At 61.5% G+C, this 18816-nt stretch carries 15 protein-coding genes; 10 read left to right on the forward strand and 5 right to left on the reverse strand.

Features of this window, described 5'->3' with window-relative positions; all coding sequences use genetic code 11:
- Positions 1-103: 103 nt before the first annotated feature.
- Positions 104-1069: a 2-hydroxyacid dehydrogenase gene (locus BLS08_RS18290; RefSeq protein ID WP_090337106.1), complete on the reverse strand. Its 966-nt coding sequence runs from the start codon at positions 1067-1069 to the stop codon at positions 104-106.
- Between the two features lie 79 nt (positions 1070-1148).
- Here BLS08_RS18290 and BLS08_RS18295 point away from each other — a divergent pair, with 79 nt between their 5' ends.
- A complete protein-coding gene (locus BLS08_RS18295) occupies positions 1149-1778 on the forward strand; it encodes a LysE family translocator (protein WP_090337108.1) in 630 nt (209 codons plus the stop codon).
- A 45-nt stretch (positions 1779-1823) separates the two neighbouring features.
- Here the strand turns inward: BLS08_RS18295 and BLS08_RS18300 are convergent, their stop codons facing one another.
- Complete coding sequence (locus BLS08_RS18300) at positions 1824-2999, reverse strand: thiolase family protein (RefSeq protein WP_090337110.1); 1176 nt, start codon at positions 2997-2999, stop codon at positions 1824-1826.
- 190 nt (positions 3000-3189) lie between these two features.
- On the opposite strand from BLS08_RS18300, the gene BLS08_RS18305 reads away from it, so the two are divergent.
- The 5 genes from BLS08_RS18305 (at position 3190) to BLS08_RS18325 (ending at position 12238) form a co-directional block, all read left to right on the forward strand.
- The gene (locus BLS08_RS18305) at positions 3190-4872 is read left to right on the forward strand and encodes a fatty acid--CoA ligase (protein ID WP_090337111.1); all 1683 of its coding nucleotides are present in this window, start codon (positions 3190-3192) and stop codon (positions 4870-4872) included.
- Positions 4873-5089: 217 nt separating this feature from the next.
- Positions 5090-6889, forward strand: a complete 1800-nt coding sequence (locus tag BLS08_RS18310) for a DUF1302 domain-containing protein (protein ID WP_004424494.1) — start codon at positions 5090-5092, stop codon at positions 6887-6889.
- 30 nt (positions 6890-6919) lie between these two features.
- A complete protein-coding gene (locus BLS08_RS18315) occupies positions 6920-8287 on the forward strand; it encodes a DUF1329 domain-containing protein (RefSeq protein WP_090337162.1) in 1368 nt (455 codons plus the stop codon).
- Positions 8288-8437: 150 nt separating this feature from the next.
- Entirely contained in the window at positions 8438-11179 is a 2742-nt protein-coding gene (locus tag BLS08_RS18320; protein WP_090337113.1) for a winged helix-turn-helix domain-containing protein, read from the forward strand.
- A gap of 117 nt (positions 11180-11296) precedes the next feature.
- On the forward strand, positions 11297-12238 hold the full coding sequence (locus tag BLS08_RS18325; RefSeq protein ID WP_090337114.1) for an alpha/beta fold hydrolase: 942 nt from the start codon (positions 11297-11299) through the stop codon (positions 12236-12238).
- A 284-nt stretch (positions 12239-12522) separates the two neighbouring features.
- Here BLS08_RS18325 and BLS08_RS18330 read toward each other — a convergent pair whose 3' ends face one another.
- Positions 12523-13368 carry a metal-dependent hydrolase gene (locus tag BLS08_RS18330; protein WP_090337116.1) on the reverse strand — a complete coding sequence of 282 codons (846 nt, stop codon included), beginning with the start codon at positions 13366-13368 and terminating at the stop codon, positions 12523-12525.
- A gap of 213 nt (positions 13369-13581) precedes the next feature.
- On the opposite strand from BLS08_RS18330, the gene BLS08_RS18335 reads away from it, so the two are divergent.
- Entirely contained in the window at positions 13582-14601 is a 1020-nt protein-coding gene (locus tag BLS08_RS18335; RefSeq protein WP_090337117.1) for an AraC family transcriptional regulator, read from the forward strand.
- Between the two features lie 188 nt (positions 14602-14789).
- Here the strand turns inward: BLS08_RS18335 and BLS08_RS18340 are convergent, their stop codons facing one another.
- The gene (locus tag BLS08_RS18340; RefSeq protein WP_055987006.1) at positions 14790-15797 is read right to left on the reverse strand and encodes an Abi family protein; all 1008 of its coding nucleotides are present in this window, start codon (positions 15795-15797) and stop codon (positions 14790-14792) included.
- A 440-nt stretch (positions 15798-16237) separates the two neighbouring features.
- On the reverse strand, positions 16238-16360 hold the full coding sequence (locus BLS08_RS26735) for a hypothetical protein (protein ID WP_256581161.1): 123 nt from the start codon (positions 16358-16360) through the stop codon (positions 16238-16240).
- Between the two features lie 182 nt (positions 16361-16542).
- Here BLS08_RS26735 and BLS08_RS18345 point away from each other — a divergent pair, with 182 nt between their 5' ends.
- The 3 genes from BLS08_RS18345 to BLS08_RS18355 all read left to right on the forward strand — a co-directional run bounded on the left by BLS08_RS18345 (position 16543) and on the right by BLS08_RS18355 (position 18718).
- Positions 16543-17184: an MBL fold metallo-hydrolase gene (locus tag BLS08_RS18345; RefSeq protein WP_090337119.1), complete on the forward strand. Its 642-nt coding sequence runs from the start codon at positions 16543-16545 to the stop codon at positions 17182-17184.
- Between the two features lie 64 nt (positions 17185-17248).
- On the forward strand, positions 17249-17917 hold the full coding sequence (locus BLS08_RS18350; protein ID WP_004424484.1) for a YiaD family glycine zipper/OmpA-like lipoprotein: 669 nt from the start codon (positions 17249-17251) through the stop codon (positions 17915-17917).
- A 144-nt stretch (positions 17918-18061) separates the two neighbouring features.
- Complete coding sequence (locus tag BLS08_RS18355) at positions 18062-18718, forward strand: YiaD family glycine zipper/OmpA-like lipoprotein (RefSeq protein WP_055987010.1); 657 nt, start codon at positions 18062-18064, stop codon at positions 18716-18718.
- Positions 18719-18816: the final 98 nt, after the last annotated feature.

Genomic DNA, 18816 nt, shown 5'->3' on the forward strand with positions numbered 1-18816 from the left:
TGCGGAAAAGTAAGAGGTACGGGAGCGATCTCGGCTCGCGAAACCTGGGCATCGCTGCTGCAGCGCAGCGCTGGCCCGTCGCTCCCTAAAAAAGCTGCGCAGCTTACCCGACGACTCGCAGCGGCGCACCGGCGAAGAAACCAGCGGCGTTTTCCACGACCTGGCCGACGATGCGCTGGCGCGCTTCCTGGCTGCCCCAGGCGCTGTGCGGGGTGACGATCAGGCGGGGAACGTCGGCGGCCAGCAGCGGGTTGCCGTCCTTCGGTGGCTCCTGCAGCAGTACGTCGGTTGCAGCGCCGCCCAGATGACCGCTGCGCAGGGCATCGGCCAGTGCCTGTTCGTCGACCAGGCCGCCACGCGCGGTGTTGATCAGGAAGGCGCGCGGTTTCATCAGCGCCAGTTCCTGCGCGCCGATCAGGTTGCGCGTCTGTTCGTTGAGCGGGCAGTGCAGGGTCAGGGCGTCGATCTGCGGCAGCAGTTCGTGTAGCGGCAGGCGATCGGCACGGGGCGGGCGACCGGGCAACTGGCCGAGCAGTACGCGCATGCCGAAGGCTTCGGCCAGGCGTGCAACGGCGCCGCCCAGTTCGCCATGGCCGAGCATGCCCAGGGTCTTGCCTTCGAGTTCGACGATGGGGTGATCGAGCAGGCAGAACTGGCTGGCCTGCTGCCAGTGGCCGGCGGCGATGTCGCGCTGGTAATCGGGCAGGCGCGTGGCCAGGGCCAACAGCAGCATCAGGGTGTGTTGCGCCACCGATGGCGTGCCGTAGCCCTGGCAGTTGCAGACGGTCACCCCATGGGCGCTGGCGGCTTTCAGGTCGATGTTGTTGATGCCGGTAGCGGTTACCAGAACCAGTTTCAACTCTGGGCAGGCAGCGAAGGTGGCGGCGTCCAACGGCACCTTGTTGCTGATGGCGACCTGAGCGCCTTGCAGGCGTTCGGCGACCTGATCCGGACGCGTGTGTGCGTGCAGGGTCAGCTCGGCGAAGGCCTGATGCAGCGGTTGCATGTCGAGGTCGCCAAGGTCGAGGGAGGCGTGGTCGAGAAACACGGCGCGTGGGCTGTTGCTCATCAGCTGTACCTTTTCGCAGGAGGGTCGCAAGAGTAGATTGGCGAGCCTACCAGACCTTCACCGTCGCTGCGGAGCCACCATGTACTGGACCGAATTTCTCACCGTTGCCCTTATTCACCTGCTGGCAGTGGCTAGCCCCGGGCCGGATTTCGCCATCGTCGTGCGCGAAAGCGTCGGCTATGGTCGCCGCGCCGGCTTGTTCACAGCCTTCGGTGTGGGCAGCGGGATTCTGGTCCACGTGACCTATTCACTGCTCGGCATCGGCCTGATCGTGTCGCAGTCCATCGTCCTGTTCAATGCGCTTAAATGGCTGGCGGCAGCTTATCTGCTGTACATCGGCATCAAGGCGCTGCGCGCCCGCCCAGCCGACCCGGCCAGCGCCGAGCTGAACCTGGCAGCAGGCGAGCGCAGCGGCCGTGGTGCTTTCGTCACGGGGTTCATCACCAATGGCCTGAACCCCAAGGCGACGCTGTTCTTCCTGTCGCTGTTCACCGTGGTGATCAACCCGCATACCCCGGTGCTGGTGCAGGCCGGCTATGGCCTGTATCTGGCCTTGGCTACGGCGTTCTGGTTCTGTCTGGTGGCCTGGCTGTTCAGCCAGCAACGTGTGCGCGCCGGCTTTGCCCGCATGGGGCACTGGTTCGACCGGCTGATGGGCGCGGTGCTGGTGGGGATCGGTGTGAAACTGGCGCTGAGCGAAATGCGCTAAACCAAAGAGCCCCGCAACTGCGGGGCTCTTGGGTGATGGGCTGGCTTACAGCAGTTCGATGGCGACTGCCGTGGCTTCGCCGCCGCCGATACACAGCGAGGCGACGCCGCGTTTGCCGCCTTTCTTCTGCAGGGCATTGATCAGGGTGAGGATGATCCGCGAGCCGGTGGAGCCGACCGGATGGCCCTGGGCGCAAGCACCGCCGAAGACGTTGACCTTGGCGTGATCCAGGCCGTGCTCGCGCATGGCGAGCATGGTCACCATGGCGAAGGCTTCGTTGATCTCGAACAGATCGATCTCATCCTTGCTCCAGCCGGTCTTCTTCAGCAGGTTGCCCATGGCGCCGATGGGGGCCAGGGTGAACTCGCTCGGGTCCTGACTCTGGGTCGCATGGGCAACCACCTTGGCCAGCGGCTTGAGACCGCGCTTGGCGGCTTCATCAGCAGTCATCAATAGCAGTGCGCTGGCGCCGTCGGAAATAGAACTGGCGTTGGCGGCGGTGATGGTGCCGTCCTTCTTGAAGGCGGGTTTGAGCGCAGGAATCTTGTCCAGGTTGGCCGTCAGCGGCTGTTCATCATCCTTGACCACCACTTCACCCTTGCGCGAGGTGACGGTGACCGGGACGATCTCCGCGTCCAGCGAGCCGTCCTTGATCGCCGCCTGCGCGCGGCGCAGCGATTCGATGGCATAGGCGTCCATTTCCTCGCGGGTGATGCCGTACTGGTCGGCCGTTTCCTGGGCGAAGGAGCCCATAAGGCGGCCAGTGCGCGCGTCTTCCAGGCCGTCGAGGAACATGTGGTCCTTGATCTCGCCATGGCCCATGCGCAGGCCGGTGCGGGCCTTTTCCAGCACATAGGGCGCGTTGGACATGCTTTCCATGCCGCCGGCGACCATGACCTGGTTGCTACCGGCCTTCAGCGAATCGAAGGCCATCATCACCGCCTTCATGCCCGAGCCGCACAGCTTGTTGATGGTGGTGCAGCCGGTGGCAGATGGCAGGCCGGCATTGAGCGACGCCTGGCGCGCCGGGCCTTGCTTGAGGCCGGCGGGCAGCACGCAGCCCATGATTACTTCCTGCACGTCGGCTGGCTCGATACCGGCGCGCTTGACTGCTTCACGAATGGCAGCAGCACCCAGATCGACGGCCGGCACGCTGGCCAGGCTGCCTTGAAAACCGCCCATGGGAGTGCGGGCGCCGCTGACGATGACGATATCGGACATGGTGTTACCTCTAACGAGAGTTTGGCTTGGTGCAGCCGTTTTCAGAACTGGCTGATTGTCTCGATTCTAGCCTGTGACCAAAAGTGGCCATAGGGTCACGTGGCAAATCATTCTTTGGGCTGATTTAGCGCTGCGTGAGCCGCTCTAGAGTCGCTGCATACCTATTCCTAGCGTGCCTCAAGGTGACTTCATGCTGCAGACCCGACTGATCCCCTCCGCCGAAAACGCTCATGCCTATCCGCTACTGATCAAGCGTCTGCTGCTATCCGGCAGCCGCTATGAGAAGACCCGCGAAATCGTCTATCGCGACAAGCTGCGCTACAGCTATGCCACCTTCAACGAACGTGTCGCCCGTCTGGCCAACGTGCTCAGCGAGGCCGGGGTGAAAGCTGGTGACACCGTGGCAGTGATGGACTGGGACAGCCACCGCTATCTGGAGTGCATGTTCGCCATCCCCATGCTCGGCGCGGTGCTGCACACCATCAACATTCGCCTGTCGCCGGACCAGATCCTCTACACCATGAACCACGCCGAAGACCGCTTCGCGCTGGTCAACAGCGAGTTCGTGCCTCTGTACAACGGTATTGCCGGGCAATTGACCACTGTCGAGAAGACCCTGCTGTTGACCGATGGGGAGGACAAGAAGGCCGACCTGCCGAACCTTGTCGGCGAGTACGAAAGCCTGCTGGCGGCGGCCAGCCCGCATTACGACTTCGCCGACTTCGACGAGAACTCGGTAGCCACTACCTTCTATACCACCGGCACCACCGGCAACCCCAAGGGCGTGTACTTCACTCATCGGCAACTGGTGCTGCACACCCTGTCGATGGCGACCACCATGGGTGGCCTGGACAGCATCCGTCTGCTGGGCAACGACGATGTCTACATGCCCATCACGCCGATGTTCCATGTGCACGCCTGGGGCGTGCCGTACGTGGCCACCATGCTCGGGGTCAAGCAGGTGTACCCGGGGCGCTACGAGCCGGACATGCTCTGCCGGCTGATCAAGGAAGAGAAGGTCAACTTCTCCCACTGCGTACCGACCATCCTGCAAATGGTGCTCAATGCCGAAGGCGCGCAGGGCCATGACTTCGGCGGCATGAAGATGATCATCGGCGGCAGCGCGCTGAACCGTTCGCTGTACGAGGCAGCCAAGGCGCGCGGCATCCAGCTCACCGCCGCCTACGGCATGTCCGAAACCTGTCCGCTGATTTCCTGCGCCTACCTCAATGAGGAGCTGCGCGCCGGCGGCGAGGACGAGCGCACCACCTACCGGATCAAGGCCGGCATTCCGGTGCCGCTGGTGGAGGCGGCGATCATGGATGCGGACGGTAAGCTGCTGCCCAGTGACGGCGAGTCGCAAGGCGAACTGGTGCTGCGCGCGCCCTGGCTGACGCAGGGCTATTTCCGCGAGCCGGAGAAGGGCGAGGAACTGTGGGCCCACGGCTGGCTGCATACCGGCGATGTGGCGACCATCGATGGCATGGGCTTCATCGAGATTCGTGATCGCATCAAGGATGTGATCAAGACCGGCGGCGAGTGGATTTCTTCCCTGGAACTGGAGGACCTGATCAGCCGGCACCCGGCCGTGCGTGAAGTGGCCGTGGTCGGCGTGCCGGACCCGCAGTGGGGTGAACGCCCGTTCGCGCTCCTGGTGCTGCGCGACGAGCACGGGCTGGATGCCAAGGGCCTGAAGGAGCACCTCAAACCCTTCGTCGAGCAGGGCCACATCAACAAGTGGGCGATTCCCACGCAGATCGCGCTTGTTACTGAAATTCCCAAGACCAGTGTCGGCAAACTGGACAAGAAGCGCATCCGCGTGGAAATCGCCCAGTGGCAGGAGGCTGGCAGCGCATTCCTGTCCACGCTGTGAGGTGCGAATTGACTGGGCGGTGAAAGTGACCGCTCAGTCAAACAAGCGTTTGGCTTGCTAATTGCTGTTTCACGTCCATGCTTGGCTAGGGGCAGGGTCTGAAACCTGCGAGCCAGAGTGGCTGGGGGCTGCAAATCACACTTTCGAGGGATCAAGCAGTACCACCTGCTGGCTATAGTCCAAGCATCCATAACAAAAAACACATGGAGTAGCGTCGATGACAACAAAAACAAAACCCTACTGGCGCCTGGCAAAACTGCCGCTGGCCGTCAGCCTCGCTTCCACCCTTGCCGCTCCGGCATTCGGCGTCACTTTCAATATCGGTGAGATCGAAGGGCAGTTCGATTCGTCGCTGTCGGTGGGGGCGAGCTGGTCGACCGCCAAACGGGATCGTGACCTGATCGGTTCGTCCAATGGCGGTACCGGCTTCACCCAGACCGGTGACGACGGCCGCCTGAACTTCAAGCGCGGCGAGACCTTCTCGAAGATCTTCAAGGGTATCCACGATCTTGAACTTAAATACGGCGACACCGGCGTATTCGTGCGCGGCAAGTACTGGTATGACTTCGAACTGAAGGACGAAAGCCGCCTTTTCAAGGACATCAGCGATAGCAACCGCAAGGAGGGAGCACAGTCATCGGGGGCCGAGATTCTCGACGCCTTCATCTACCACAACTACGCGATCGGTGACCAGCCTGGATCGGTACGTCTGGGCAAGCAGGTGGTGAGCTGGGGTGAGAGCACCTTCATCATCAACGGCATCAACGCGATCAACCCGGTCGACGTCGCCGCCTTCCGCCGCCCAGGTGCCGAGGTCAAGGAAGGCCTGATCCCGGTCAATATGCTCTATGTGGCTCAGAGTCTGACCGACCGGTTGTCTGCCGAGGCCTTCTACCAGTTGGAGTGGGACCAGACGGTCGTCGACAACTGCGGTACCTTCTTCGCCGTCGACGTGCTGCAGGATGGTTGTGCCAGCAACTACCATGTGCAGAGCTATCCCGCGGGACTGGCCGGCGCCCTGGGCGCCGTGGGAGCCGCCGGCAGCTCCGAGGGTGTCATGCTGCGCCGTGCCGGAGACAACGATGCGCGCGACAGCGGCCAGTGGGGCGTGGCCCTGCGCTGGCTGGGCGACGAGGCCGAATACGGCCTGTATGCGCTCAACTACCATAGCCGCACGCCGAACGTGAGCTACATCAATGCCGATGCGGCATCCATTGCCGCCATCGCGACTACCGCGGGAGGTCTTCCGGCGGCTTTCCAGACGCCATTCGTTTCCCTGGGCCTGCTGGGAACCGGCAGCTACTTCCTGGACTACCCGGAAGACATCCGCCTGTATGGCGCCAGCTTCTCGACCACCCTGCCCACCGGCACCGCGTGGCAGGGCGAGATCAGCTACCGGCCGAACATGCCGCTGCAGATCAATACAGTCGACACTACCGGCTGGTTGGCCAGCGGCATCGGCGGTGCGCTGGCCGTCGGCAACGTATCGGCGGCGCTGGCCCAGGCCGGGCAGGCGCACCGAGGTTACAACCGCAAGGAAGTCACCCAGTTGCAGACCACCTTCACCCACTTCATCGATCAGGTACTCGGCGCCGAGCGGATGACCCTGGTCGGCGAGATCGGCTACACCCGCATCGGTGGCCTGGAAAGCCTGGACAAGGTACGTTATGGCCGCGATGCGATCTACGGCGGTTACAACGATGCGAGCGCCATCGCCATGAACGGCCGGCATGGCTTCTACACCTCCGGCTCCTGGGGCTACCGGGCGCGTGGCATCCTCGACTACAACAACGTGTTCGCCGGTATCAACCTCAAGCCGAATGTAGCCTGGTCCCATGACGTGGACGGCTATGGGCCGGTGTTCAACGAAGGCGCCAAGGCCATCAGCATCGGACTCGATGCCGAATACCAGAACACCTACACCACCAGCCTCTCCTACACCAACTTCTTCGGCGGCGACTACAACACTTTGGTCGACCGCGACTTCCTGGCCGTCAGCTTCGGCGTGAGCTTCTAAATGCGAACGAGGAATAAGGACACTATGCAGATGAACGTGAAAAAAAACCTGTTGCAATCCGGCGTGCTGACCCTGTCTCTGCTGGCGACCAGCGTGATGGCGGCAGTGTCGCCTGACGAGGCTGCGAAGCTGGGCAACACCCTGACTCCGGTAGGCGCCGAGATGGCAGGCAATGCCGATGGGTCGATCCCAGCCTGGACTGGCGGTCTGCCGGCCAACGCCGGTGCGGTCGATCCGCGTGGCTTTTTGGCCGATCCGTTCGCCAACGAGCAGCCGCTGTTCACCATCACCGCGCAGAACGTCGACCAGTACAAGGACAAGCTGACTCCCGGCCAGCTGGCGATGTTCAAGCGCTACCCGGAAAGCTACAAGATGCCGGTCTACCCGACTCACCGTTCGGCCAGCCTGCCGGCTGCGGTGCTGGAGGCGACCAAGCAGAACGCGGTGAACACCAATATGGTGGAAGGTGGCAACGGCCTGGAGAACTTCCAGACCGCCAACCCCTTCCCGATCCCGCAGAACGGTCTGGAAGTGATCTGGAACCACATCACCCGCTACCGCGGTGGCAGCGTGCGTCGTCTGGTGACCCAGGCGACTCCGCAGGCGAACGGTTCCTACTCGCTGGTCTACTTCCAGGACGAGTTCGTCTTTCGCGATGCGTTGACTGATTACGACTCGAGCAAGTCCAGCAACGTGCTGTTCTACTTCAAACAGCGGGTGACTGCGCCTTCGCGTCTGGCTGGTAACGTACTGTTGGTACACGAGACGCTCGATCAGGTGAAAGAGCCGCGTCTGGCGTGGCTGTACAACGCCGGTCAACGTCGCGTGCGCCGTGCGCCGCAGGTGTCCTACGATGGCCCGGGCACCGCAGCTGACGGCCTGCGTACCTCGGACAACCTCGACATGTACAACGGTGCGCCGGATCGTTACGACTGGAAACTGGAAGGCAAGAAGGAGATCTATATCCCCTACAACGCCTACAAGCTCGATTCGCCCAGCCTGAAGTACTCCGACATCATCAAGGCTGGCCATATCAACCAGGACCTGACTCGTTACGAGCTACACCGTGTATGGCACGTGACTGCGACCCTGAAGTCGGGTGAGCGCCACATCTATGCCAAGCGTGACTTCTACATCGACGAGGACACCTGGCAAGCTGCTTTGATCGACCACTACGATGGCCGTGGCACCCTGTGGCGCGTAGCTGAGGCGCATGCCCAGTACTACTACGACAAGCAAGTGCCGTGGTACACCGTGGAAACCCTTTACGACCTGCTGTCCGGTCGCTACCTGGCCCTGGGTATGAAGAACGAGGAGAAACAAGCCTACGACTTCAACTATAAGGCCTCGGGCAGCGACTTCACCCCGGCGGCTCTGCGTCAGGCTGGCGTTCGCTAAAACCTGCCTCAGGCAACACGATGAAGCCGGCCTTGTGCCGGCTTTTTCGTTACGGACTGTAGCGGGCGCTTCAAATGGCTATTGCAAGTCGCTAGGCTGGGTTCAGATCGAGCCCGCCGATGCATATAGAAGACTTCCAAGAATAGGCCGATGACAGATCTCCCCCGCTTGCCAGGTTTTCCCTACACGCCGGCCACACCGGTGGAAGCGCGTTTCTATCGCCCGCCACTGCCGGCAGGACATATGCCGCGGGCCAGGCTGTGTGAGCGTCTTGAAGAGGGTCTGCAAGGGCGATTGCTGCTGGTCAGTGCGCCAGCAGGTTTTGGCAAAAGCTCACTGGCCATAGAGTTCTGCGAGCGACTACCTAATCACTGGCACAGCCTCTGGCTCGGGCTGAGCGAGCGCGATCATGATCCGGGGCGCTTTCTCGAGCGTCTCCTGAACGGGCTGCAGCAGCTCTACCCTGGCCTCGGCGAGGAAGCGCTCGGGCTGTTGAAGATGCGCCAGCGCCACCAACCCTTCGCATTCGAGCAGTGGCTCGACGGTTTACTTGATGAGCTGACCCAGCAGCTCGATGATGGTCAACCGCTGTTGCTGGTGCTGGACGACTACCATCTGGCGCAGGGGCCGGTGCTGGATCGTTGTCTGCAATTCTTTCTCAACCATTTACCCCCTGGTGTGCTGCTGTTGGTCACCAGCCGTCAGCGGCCTGACTGGCACCTGGCGCGCCTGCGTCTGTCGCGACAGTTGCTGGAGCTCAACGAGCAGGATCTGCGTCTGACGGCTGCCGAGCTCGACGCGCTGTTGGCAAGTCAGGGCGCGCGCCTCGAGAAGGAGCAGGTCAGCGGGATTCTGCAGCGCAGTGAGGGATGGATCGCTGGTTTACGCCTCTGGCTGTTGGCTGTCGAGGAGTTGGCGGAAGCTGGCGAGGCGCTTCAACTGCACGGCGGTGAAGGGCTGATCCGTGAATACCTGCTCGAGGAAGTCATTGAGCGACAGCCCGCCGAAGTGCAACAGTTCCTTTATGACACCGCCTGCATGGAGCGCTTCTGCGCTGAGCTGTGCGATGCGGTTCGTGACAGCCATGACAGTGCCGCGATTATCCGTCATCTGCAGGCCAATCAGGTGTTTCTGGTGCCGCTTGATGAACAGGGGCGCTGGTTTCGCTATCACCACCTGTTCTCCGACCTGCTCAATGCGCGCTCTGCCGACGGACTGAGTCGTTCGCACGGTAGCGCTCATCTGCGCGCCTGTCGCTGGTTCACCGCGCAGGGCATGCTGGATGCCGCCATCGAGCAGGCGCTGCTGGCAGGGCAGGCCGACGTGGCCGCCAGCCTGGTGCAGAACCTGTCCGAGGAGCAGATGCTGGCGGAACAGAACATCGCCATGCTGCTGCGCTGGAAAACCAATCTGCCGGACGATCTGCTGGCCAGCACACCACGACTGATCATGCTCTATGGCTGGGCACTGGCATTGGCCTGCCAGCTGGATGCCGCACAGGAGTTGCTTGATCAGCTCGCACGCTTCCTGCCGGCTGCCGAGCCTGCCACCCAGCGCAGCCTGCTGGCGCAATGGCAGGCGCTCGATGGGGTCATCGCCCGTGGCCGTGGCGATGGTGTGCGTGCCGAACTGCAATGCAGCGAGGCCTTGGCCGGTTTACCGGCGGAGCGTTATGGCCCGCACTTCATGTGCCTGTCGACGTTGTCCAACCTGGCCATGGTGCGTGGCGATCTGTGGCGTGCGCGTGGACTGAACCGCGACGCCCTGGAGCTGGCGCAGCGTATCGACAATCCTCTGCTCGAGGCGCTTGCCCATTACGAGCGCGCCCGCGTACTGCAGGCCCGTGGTGAGGTGCTGCGCGCGCAGGAGGAGGTGCACCAGGGATTGCTGCTGGTGCAGCGTTTGCCGGCACAGCGTAGTTACTCGGTGCGGGCGCGATTGACGATTTATGAGGGCTATCTGCTTAGTTTGCGTCTGCAGCCTCAGGCCGTGGAGCGCTTACGGGTGGGGATTGCCGAAGCCAGGGCTTGCCGCGACGTCGGTGCGTTGATTGGCTATTGCGTGCTGGCCAGCCTGGAAGGGCGTGATGGACGGCCAGCCGAGGCGTTTGCCCTGCTGGGTGAGGCCGAACGCTTGATGCATGTCTGGGATGTGCCGGCGATCTATTACCTGGCGATGATCACGCTGATCAAATGTGAGCTGTGGCTGCGGCAAGGACAGGTCGAGTTGGCTGCCGCCTGGTTGCCTCAGTTGGCGGAAACCTATGGTGAGCAGGGGCGAGCATTGGCGCCGGAGTTTCACCCGCAGCTGGCGTTGCATATCGATCTGCAGCAAGCGGCTCTGGAGCGTTTGCAGGGCGAGCTGGAGCATGCGGAGCGCCGTCTGCGTGCGTTGCTGCAGCGTGCACAGGGGCTGGGCGGTCACTTGGTCGGCCTGGCGGCGCAGGCGCAGCTCGCCCAGTTACTGAAGCAGACCGGGCGAGAGCGAGAGGCACAGCAGCAGCTCGACAGTTGCCTGGATCTCGCGCAGGGCGGTGCGCTGCTGCCTTTCATCGAGCTGTTGCAGCATCAGCCGCGCTGGCTGCGCGAGCGTCTGCAGTTGCGTCCGCCGTGTCCGCTGCGCGAAGCACTGCTCGCGCAGTTGCCAGGCAGTGGGGATTCGGACGAGGAGGTGGTCGTAGAGGCGGGCGGCCTGACGGAAAAACTCAGTGGCCGCGAGTTGGCCGTGCTGCAGTTGATCGCGCGTGGCTGTTCCAATCAGGAGATCAGCGAGCGTCTGTTCATCTCCTTGCACACGGTCAAGACCCACGCCCGTCACATCAACAGCAAACTTGGCGTCGAGCGGCGTACACAGGCGGTGGCGCGGGCCAAGGGCCTCGGTCTACTGCGCTGATCTGGGCGTTGCAGCAGCCGATCAAGACGGTGCTTGGCTCAACCTAGGTTGGGCGGTGTTTGGCTTCTACTCATGCTCTGATCGCGGATACCTACTGCAAGTGTCGAGGTATAGCGCATGTCTGCCAATAGACTGTCTCTGCAACCGCCGTTGGCTGCAGGCTTTGCCCGTTTGGGCTTCGGGTCTCTGCCACTGGAACGCCTGAAATCGCGTTATGGCAATGCTGCTCAGGGTTCTCGCTATGTCGAGATTGACGGCTTCAATGTCCATTACCGTGACGAAGGCAGCCGTGACAAACCGGCGTTGGTACTGATCCACGGCGTGGTCGCTTCGCTGCACACCTGGGACGGGTGGGTGCAGGCTTTCGCCCCGCATTACCGCATCATCCGCTTCGACGTTCTGGGGTTCGGCCTCACTGGTCCGGCGCGCGACGGCGTCTATTCGGTCGAGCGCATGATGCACGTGCTTGGCCAACTGCTCGATTACCTGCAGGTGGACAAGGCGGATATCGCCGGCAACTCCCTTGGTGGCTATATCGCCTGGAACTTCGCCCTGGCTCAGCCGCAGCGCGTCGGCAAGCTGGTGCTGATCGACCCGGCCGGTTATCCCATGCACAAGGTGCCGTGGATGATCGCTGCGGCCGCGCTGCCCGGTGCGACTGTCGCCATGCCGATGTGGATGCCGCGCGCCTTGATCGCCCAGGGCATCAAGGAGGTGTACGGTGAGCCAGGGCGAATCAAACCAGGCGTGGTCGACCGCTACTACGACCTGTCGCGGCGCCCAGGCAACCGCCGCGGCATGATGGATATCTTCCGTGTGCTGTTGAAGGTCAACAAGGAAGAGCTGCACACGACGCCAGAGCGGGTCGCGCTGATCAAAGTGCCAACTCTGCTGATGTGGGGCGATCGCGATCGTTGGATCTCACCCAGGCACGTGCCGTTGTGGCAGCGCGATTTGCCGGGCATTCAGGTCAAGGTCTACCCCGGTGTCGGGCACATTCCCATGGAAGAGATTCCCGAGCAGAGCGCGGCCGATGCAATGAGATTTCTGCTGGGTTGAGTTTGCCCTGGAAAGGCCCAGAGAAAATCCGGGCCACGAAACAAGCCCGGACAGATTCCGTAATGCTGTTCACTTAAGAAACGGTCGAGCTCGATCAGTCCCCTCGCCCCTCCGGGGAGAGGGTTAGGGAGAGGGGGAAACTGGCAGTTTTGCGGTGTTTTCTGCCCTCTCCCCCAGCCCCTCTCCCATAAATGGGAGAGGGGAGCCAAACGTGTGCAACCTTAAGTGAACAGGATTACGGACAGATTCCGGGCTTGTTTGTATTACGTGGCAGGTGCCGCGTTTCAGGCGGCTCCGGCCTGAATCAGCGGGGGACCGTCAAACTCCTCGCGAGTGGCGTACAGCAGATCCAGGTTGTTGTGCTTCCAGGGATGGAAGCCGTCCTTGAAGAAGTCCAGATACGTGCTGATCAGCGGGCGGAACACGCCTTCCTTGCCCCACATCCAGCGGATGCCGTCGCGCCACACGCGCCAGTTCCACAACAGGCCGTCCACTTTGAGCATGTGCGCCAGGCCGCGCGTAGTGTCGAGCACGAAGAAGAAGGTGCCCATGAGCATCGCCCGGCGCAGCAGCTTGCGGCTGCCGCATACCTGGTTGTAAACGTCGAAAGCCACCGCCTTGTGCTCGGTCTCCTCGAGCGCATGCCAACGCCACAGGCGAGCCAAGGCCGGGTGAGCGTCGGCCATGTACGCGTCATTTCTCAGCAAGCCATCTGCCATGATCGCGGTGATGTGTTCCAGCGCCGCGGTCGCGGCCAGCTGGCGTTGTGGTGAGAACTTCTTCTGGGTGTAGCGGATGCGCGTCCGGGCGCGTTTCTCGATGCGCTCGACGTCGTAACCCAGGTCACGCAGGCGCTGGCTGTACTCGAGATGCTCACGGCTGTGATGGCCTTCCTGGCCGATGAAGCCGCGAATCTGTTCATTGAGCACCGGGTCGTCGATGCGGTCGCGGAACTGGCGCACCGAATCGATGAAGAACCGCTCGCCATCGGGAAACAACACCGACATGGCATCGAACAAATGGGTCTTGAAGGCGTCGCCGCCGTTCCAGTGGCGCGGCAGCGGGTTGGGCAGATCGAAATCCATGTGCCTGGGACGAATCTGCAATCCTTCCGGTGTAGTGCTGGCCATGAGAACTCCATTGCGCTATTTGACTGGTTCCCACTATGGGCGTCATGCACCGCTAGGCACAGGTTCGTAACAGCCAAGGTGACAGTCATATCCGGCCAGTGCGTTATTCCAGCAGAAAGTTGGGGCAGCAGCAGGGCAGCGAGCATGGATTCGCTGAGCTAAGGTTCGCAATCGGGAAGGTCATTTACGGCCAGTCGCCAGAACAACGAACTCATGAAACAAACCCTCAACTTCACCGCCGAACTGGTTCCCGTTGCCTACGCCGAGGCATTGCTGGCGCTGGCCGAAGAGCTCGGTCTGGCACGTGCCGAACTGTTTGCCGCCGCGCGCGTACGCCCAGAAGTGCTTGGCAGTCCCAATGCCCGCCTGTCCTTTATCGACTTTCACCATCTGACTCAGGCTGCGCTGGAGCGGTGCGGCGAACCGGCGCTTGGCCTGGTGCTGGGCCAGCGCCTGAACGTCTCTACCCACGGCATTCTTGGCTACGCGGTGCTGTCCAGCGCCAATTTGGGCAAGGCGCTGCAGTTCGCCCTGAAGTACTATCGCGTGCTCGGTCTGTCCTTCGAACTGGAGCTGGTGGAGCAGGGCGAGGACATGGAATTACGCGCCGTCGAGTCCTTCCCCATGGGGCCGCAATCGCGCTTTACCGCCGAAGGCCTGCTGACCAGCATCCATACCATTGCGCGCTTTCTCCTGGGGGAAGAGTTGCAGGGCTTGGCCGTCGGCTTCGCTCATCCTGCACCAGACTACGCCGAGCGCTATGCCGAGGTGTTCGGTGTGGCCGCACAGTTCGAACAGCCCTTTCATTGGCTGCGCTTGCCCCAGCACTACCTGCAACGGCCGATGGCACTGGCCAACCCGGCCACGGTACAGATGTGCGAGCAACAGTGCGAAGCGCTGCTGGCCAGTCTCGATGTGCAGGACGGCCTGCTCACACGGGTGCGACGCCTGTTGTTGGCGCGCCCCGGCGATTTTCCCGACCTGGAAAGCGCCGCCAGCGCCCTGCACACCAGCGGCCGTAGCCTGCGCCGGCACCTGACGCAGATGGGTACCAGCTACCAGCAGGTGCTCGACGACGTGCGCAAGCGCCTGGCCCTGCAGTACCTGACCACCACGCATTTGCCGCTGTATGAAATCGCCCAGTTGCTGGGTTTCAGCGACCCGTCCAACTTCCGCCGTGCATTCCGCAAATGGACCGGTAAACTGCCCGGCGATTACCGCGCTGAGGAATGAGGCGAGGTCTGTATGGATGACTGCAGTTCTCAGGTGTGCAGCGGAATGTCGGCGCGGTGAGATTAAGGTGGCGCCAGGCAGCAGTTGACGCAATGGCGTAGCTGCCTAATAATCGTCAGCAACACGGCCCCTGTCGGTTGATGCGCTCCGGCGCTGAGATTGCTCAGGGGTTTTTTATTGCCTGCGATTTACCAGTCTCTCGCCTTCCAGCCATCGTCCACGCCCATCCGATCCAGCCCAAGATCCAGGTGAGCCAGGTCTGGGAAGTCATTTTCCAGCAACGCTTTCAGTCGAACCCCCCAGCTCGATGAGGGATTGATGATTTTCATCAGATGTTGGGTCATGCACAGCAGCATGAACGGGCGCGCCTGCCGCTGAGGATCGCTATGAAACGTTGCCAATGAAGGTACTTGAGCCACTGGCGGCAGTTTCGGCTGATCAACGATGTTGCGATTCCACAGCCGGCTGTGGTGTGCGCATACGTTGCGCAGGTAGTTCAGGCTGCGCAGCCAACTGGCGAAAATGCGGCCATTGCTGATGTTGTACTGCGACGAAATAGCGTCCTGATCCGCTTCGGTCATGCCGTCGAATAGCGTCGACAGTGTGCCGAAATCCCAAACCTCGCACGCCACCCACACGGCCAACGGTAGGCCGTACTTTTCTTTGTTATGGCGTATGAAATCTTCTTTGGAGCGGCTGATCAGCGCCGCATGCTTGCTCAGCCAGCCATGGTGTTTGGTCAAGCCTGTTTGGCCATCCAGCTTGCTGGAGAAGCTCTCGTGAAACAGCTCCGGTTGCAGGTAGGCGAACTTGTGGTGTTTCCCCAGGCTATGAGAAATGTCGACACGCAGGGCTATTTCAACGCGTTCCAGTGCATCCAGCACGAGCAGCCGCAGTTTCTTATCGAACACATATAGGTCTACAGCATTCTGGAAGGTTGTACCTGGGCGGAAGTCATCGAGCGGTAGCCGGTCTTGTTTGACCTTTTTGGGCTTTTTCCCGCTATGCGGATCGAGAGGGCAGCAGAATTCTGTCCGCTCACGGAAGGCAAACCAATAGCCGCTTAGCCGGTAATAACCGATGCGCTCCAGGTAATCCAATGCTTTGGCGTTATCCGTGACGGTCATGCCGCGAGCGATTAGTTGGTCGAGCTGCTCCTGGTAGCTTTTCCAGGGCTTTGGATAGGTCTGGGTCACGAGAGGAGGCAAACCTTCACGATTGATAAGCGCCTACCTTACCTGAAAGTATGATGGGCTCAGATTCAGAGCCTGTGGCCTCTTGGTGAAAGCGTGTGCATTTCCAGGAGTTGAACCAGTAACTGACCGATAGCACGGCACAAGCTTGAAAAGCTCGACCTGATAGGTATTGTCGTCGGTCGCAGTTGTTGCATTTTTTGCAATTACTACATGGAATCCCAGCTCTCCTTCGGCAAATACGCTATGCAGGCGGCTTGAGATAATGCACTTGTCTCGGGCGAAGAGTTACGCCATTTGCTGCAGGCATCCAGATATTTTGCACCGGAGCTCTAGGCGGACTCGTTCTCGACTCGGGTGGAGAACCCGTTAGTCTCACTATCCCACCAGTCTGGGTTACCGCGATTTTTTCGACACACTTGGGTAGTTATTGGAGTAGTTCTTTACGCTGGCCATAAACCAAACCTTTCCAGTACCTGCCCCTGCATGTCCCAGCCGGCCTTGGCGATGGCTGGTGCTATGTACTTGCTGCAGATGTCCCGCTCGGAAAGCGACTTCTTGTCCATTACTCCAGGTTCCTTGCAAAGCTGCGGCTCACTCCGCGCTGCTATGGCCGGCCGTGTTCAGTGATGGCAAATGTACATGCTTTGCTGCTTCAGGTGTTCCAGCGGGCGGGTTCGATGGTCGCTGGAGGGAGTCAATCTCGCTGTGCCAAGATTGAGTCATCGATCACTCCAGGTTCTACCTCATGACCAGTAAATCCGTGCTAATCCGCGAAACCTTCCCTGTCGGCCCCTTGCAGTGCAACTGCACCATCATCGGCGACCCGATTACCAAGAAGGCCATCGTGGTCGATCCAGGTGGTAATCCCGATCTGATCATGGCGCGTCTGGAGGCTCATGGCCTCAAGGTGGTGAGCATCATCCACACCCATGCGCACCTCGATCACTTCCTTGCCTCGGGGCAGATGAAGGAGAAGACCGGCGCCACCTTGCACCTGCACAAGGAGGATCAGTTCCTCTGGGACAATCTGGAGATGCAGTGCAGCATGTTCGGTGTGCCTTACACGCCGGTGCCGGCACCGGACAAATGGCTGGCCGATGACGAGGAGTTGGCCTGTGGCTGCGGCGTGGCCTTGCATACGCCAGGGCACACGCCGGGTTCGATGAGCTTCTGGTTCGAGGGTGCCAAGCTGCTGATCGCCGGTGACACTCTGTTCCGTCGCGGTATCGGCCGTACCGATCTGTGGGGCGGTGATTACGCGACCATCGAGCGTTCGATCAAGCAGCGCCTGTACAGCCTCGACGAGGATGCCACCGTGGTTACCGGCCATGGCCCGGACACTCGCCTGGGCGATGAGATGCGCGAGAACCCCTTTATTCGCGCGTGAGAGGGCACTAATGGCGGCGTGATGACTCAAAGAGCCATCACCCACCGTTCATGGAGACGCCTTCATGTTTCGCCTGCCTGTTATTGCCCTTTGCACCTCTGCGCTGCTGCTTGGCGGTTGCGCCTCGCAGAACCCCTACGATCAGAGCGCACCGAGCTCCAACCGCACCGCCACCTACGGTGGTATCGGTGCGCTGGCCGGCGCGGCTGCCGGTGCGCTGATCAACCATGACAACCGCGGCAAGGGCGCGCTGATCGGCGCGGCCGTGGCCGGTGCCGCAGCGGCAGGTTATGGCTACTACGCCGACAAGCAGGAAGAGGAACTGCGCCGCAGCATGCAGGGCACCGGCGTCGAGGTGCAGCGCCAAGGCGATGTGATTCAGTTGATCATGCCCGGCAACATCACCTTCGCTACCGACTCGGCGCAGATCGCCAGCAGCTTCTATCAGCCGCTGAACAACCTGGCCAATTCCTTCCGCCAGTACAACCAGAACAGCATCGAGGTTGTCGGGCATACCGACAGCACCGGCTCGTATAGCTACAACATGGAGCTGTCGCAGCGTCGCGCGCAAAGCGTGGCCGACTATCTGTTGGCGCAGGGTGTCGACCCCAGTCGCTTGAGTACCCGTGGTATGGGGCCGGATCAGCCCGTAGCCAGCAACGCCACCGCTGAAGGCCGTGCGCAGAATCGCCGTGTCGAAGTGATACTGCGACCGCTGCCAGGTATGCAGTAACGCGCGTGTACGGGGCAGAACTGCTCTGGATCGCAGTCCCTATCCGCCCGGGCTGATAAGCTTGGGCGGAACTTCACCGCGCCTTGGCGGTTCGAAGGCTGCGGCATGTCTGCCCGATACCAGAAGAAATCCTAAGGAAAAGTTATGAAGACCAGGCGTAATCTGATCGCAGCCACTGCGCTCATGGCCTTGCTGGCCGGCTGTACCACCAACCCTTACACCGGCGAGAGCCAGGCCGGCAAAGCCGGCATCTATGGCGGCATCGGCGCCGCGACCGGTGCGGTGATCGGCGCTGCAACTTCGAGCAAAAAGGACCGCACCAAAGGCGCGCTGATCGGTGCGGCCGTCGGTGGCGCCGCCGGTGGTGGTTACGGCTATTATGTCGACACCCAGGAGGCCAAGCTGCGCCAGACCCTGCAGGGCACTGGCGTGCAGGTGCAACGCAACGGCGATGATCTGAAACTGATCATGCCGGGCAATATCACCTTCGCCAGCAACTCGGCGGATATCTCCAGCAGCTTCTACCCGACCCTCAATTCGCTGGTGCTGGTGTTCAAGGAGTTCAACAAGAACGGCGTGAACATCGTCGGTCATACCGATAACACCGGCTCCCTGGAGCTGAACCAGAGCCTGTCGCAGCGTCGTGCGCAAAGCGTGGCCAACTACCTGACCGCCAATGGTGTGCCGGGTCAGCGCATCTCCGCATACGGTGCCGGGCCGAGCCAGCCGATTGCCAGCAACGCCAGCGAAGCGGGGCGCGCGCAAAATCGCCGCGTCGAGATCAACCTGCGTCCGCTCTAAGGCCGCATTGCGTTGAACGAAGCCTCCCTCTGGGAGGCTTTTTCATGTTGATTGACAAGCACTGTTGCTGACGTCTTTCGGCGAGGCGCTAGAGGGCG

The sequence above is a fragment of the Ectopseudomonas chengduensis genome, assembly GCF_900102635.1.
GTDB classification, from domain to species: domain Bacteria; phylum Pseudomonadota; class Gammaproteobacteria; order Pseudomonadales; family Pseudomonadaceae; genus Aquipseudomonas; species Aquipseudomonas chengduensis.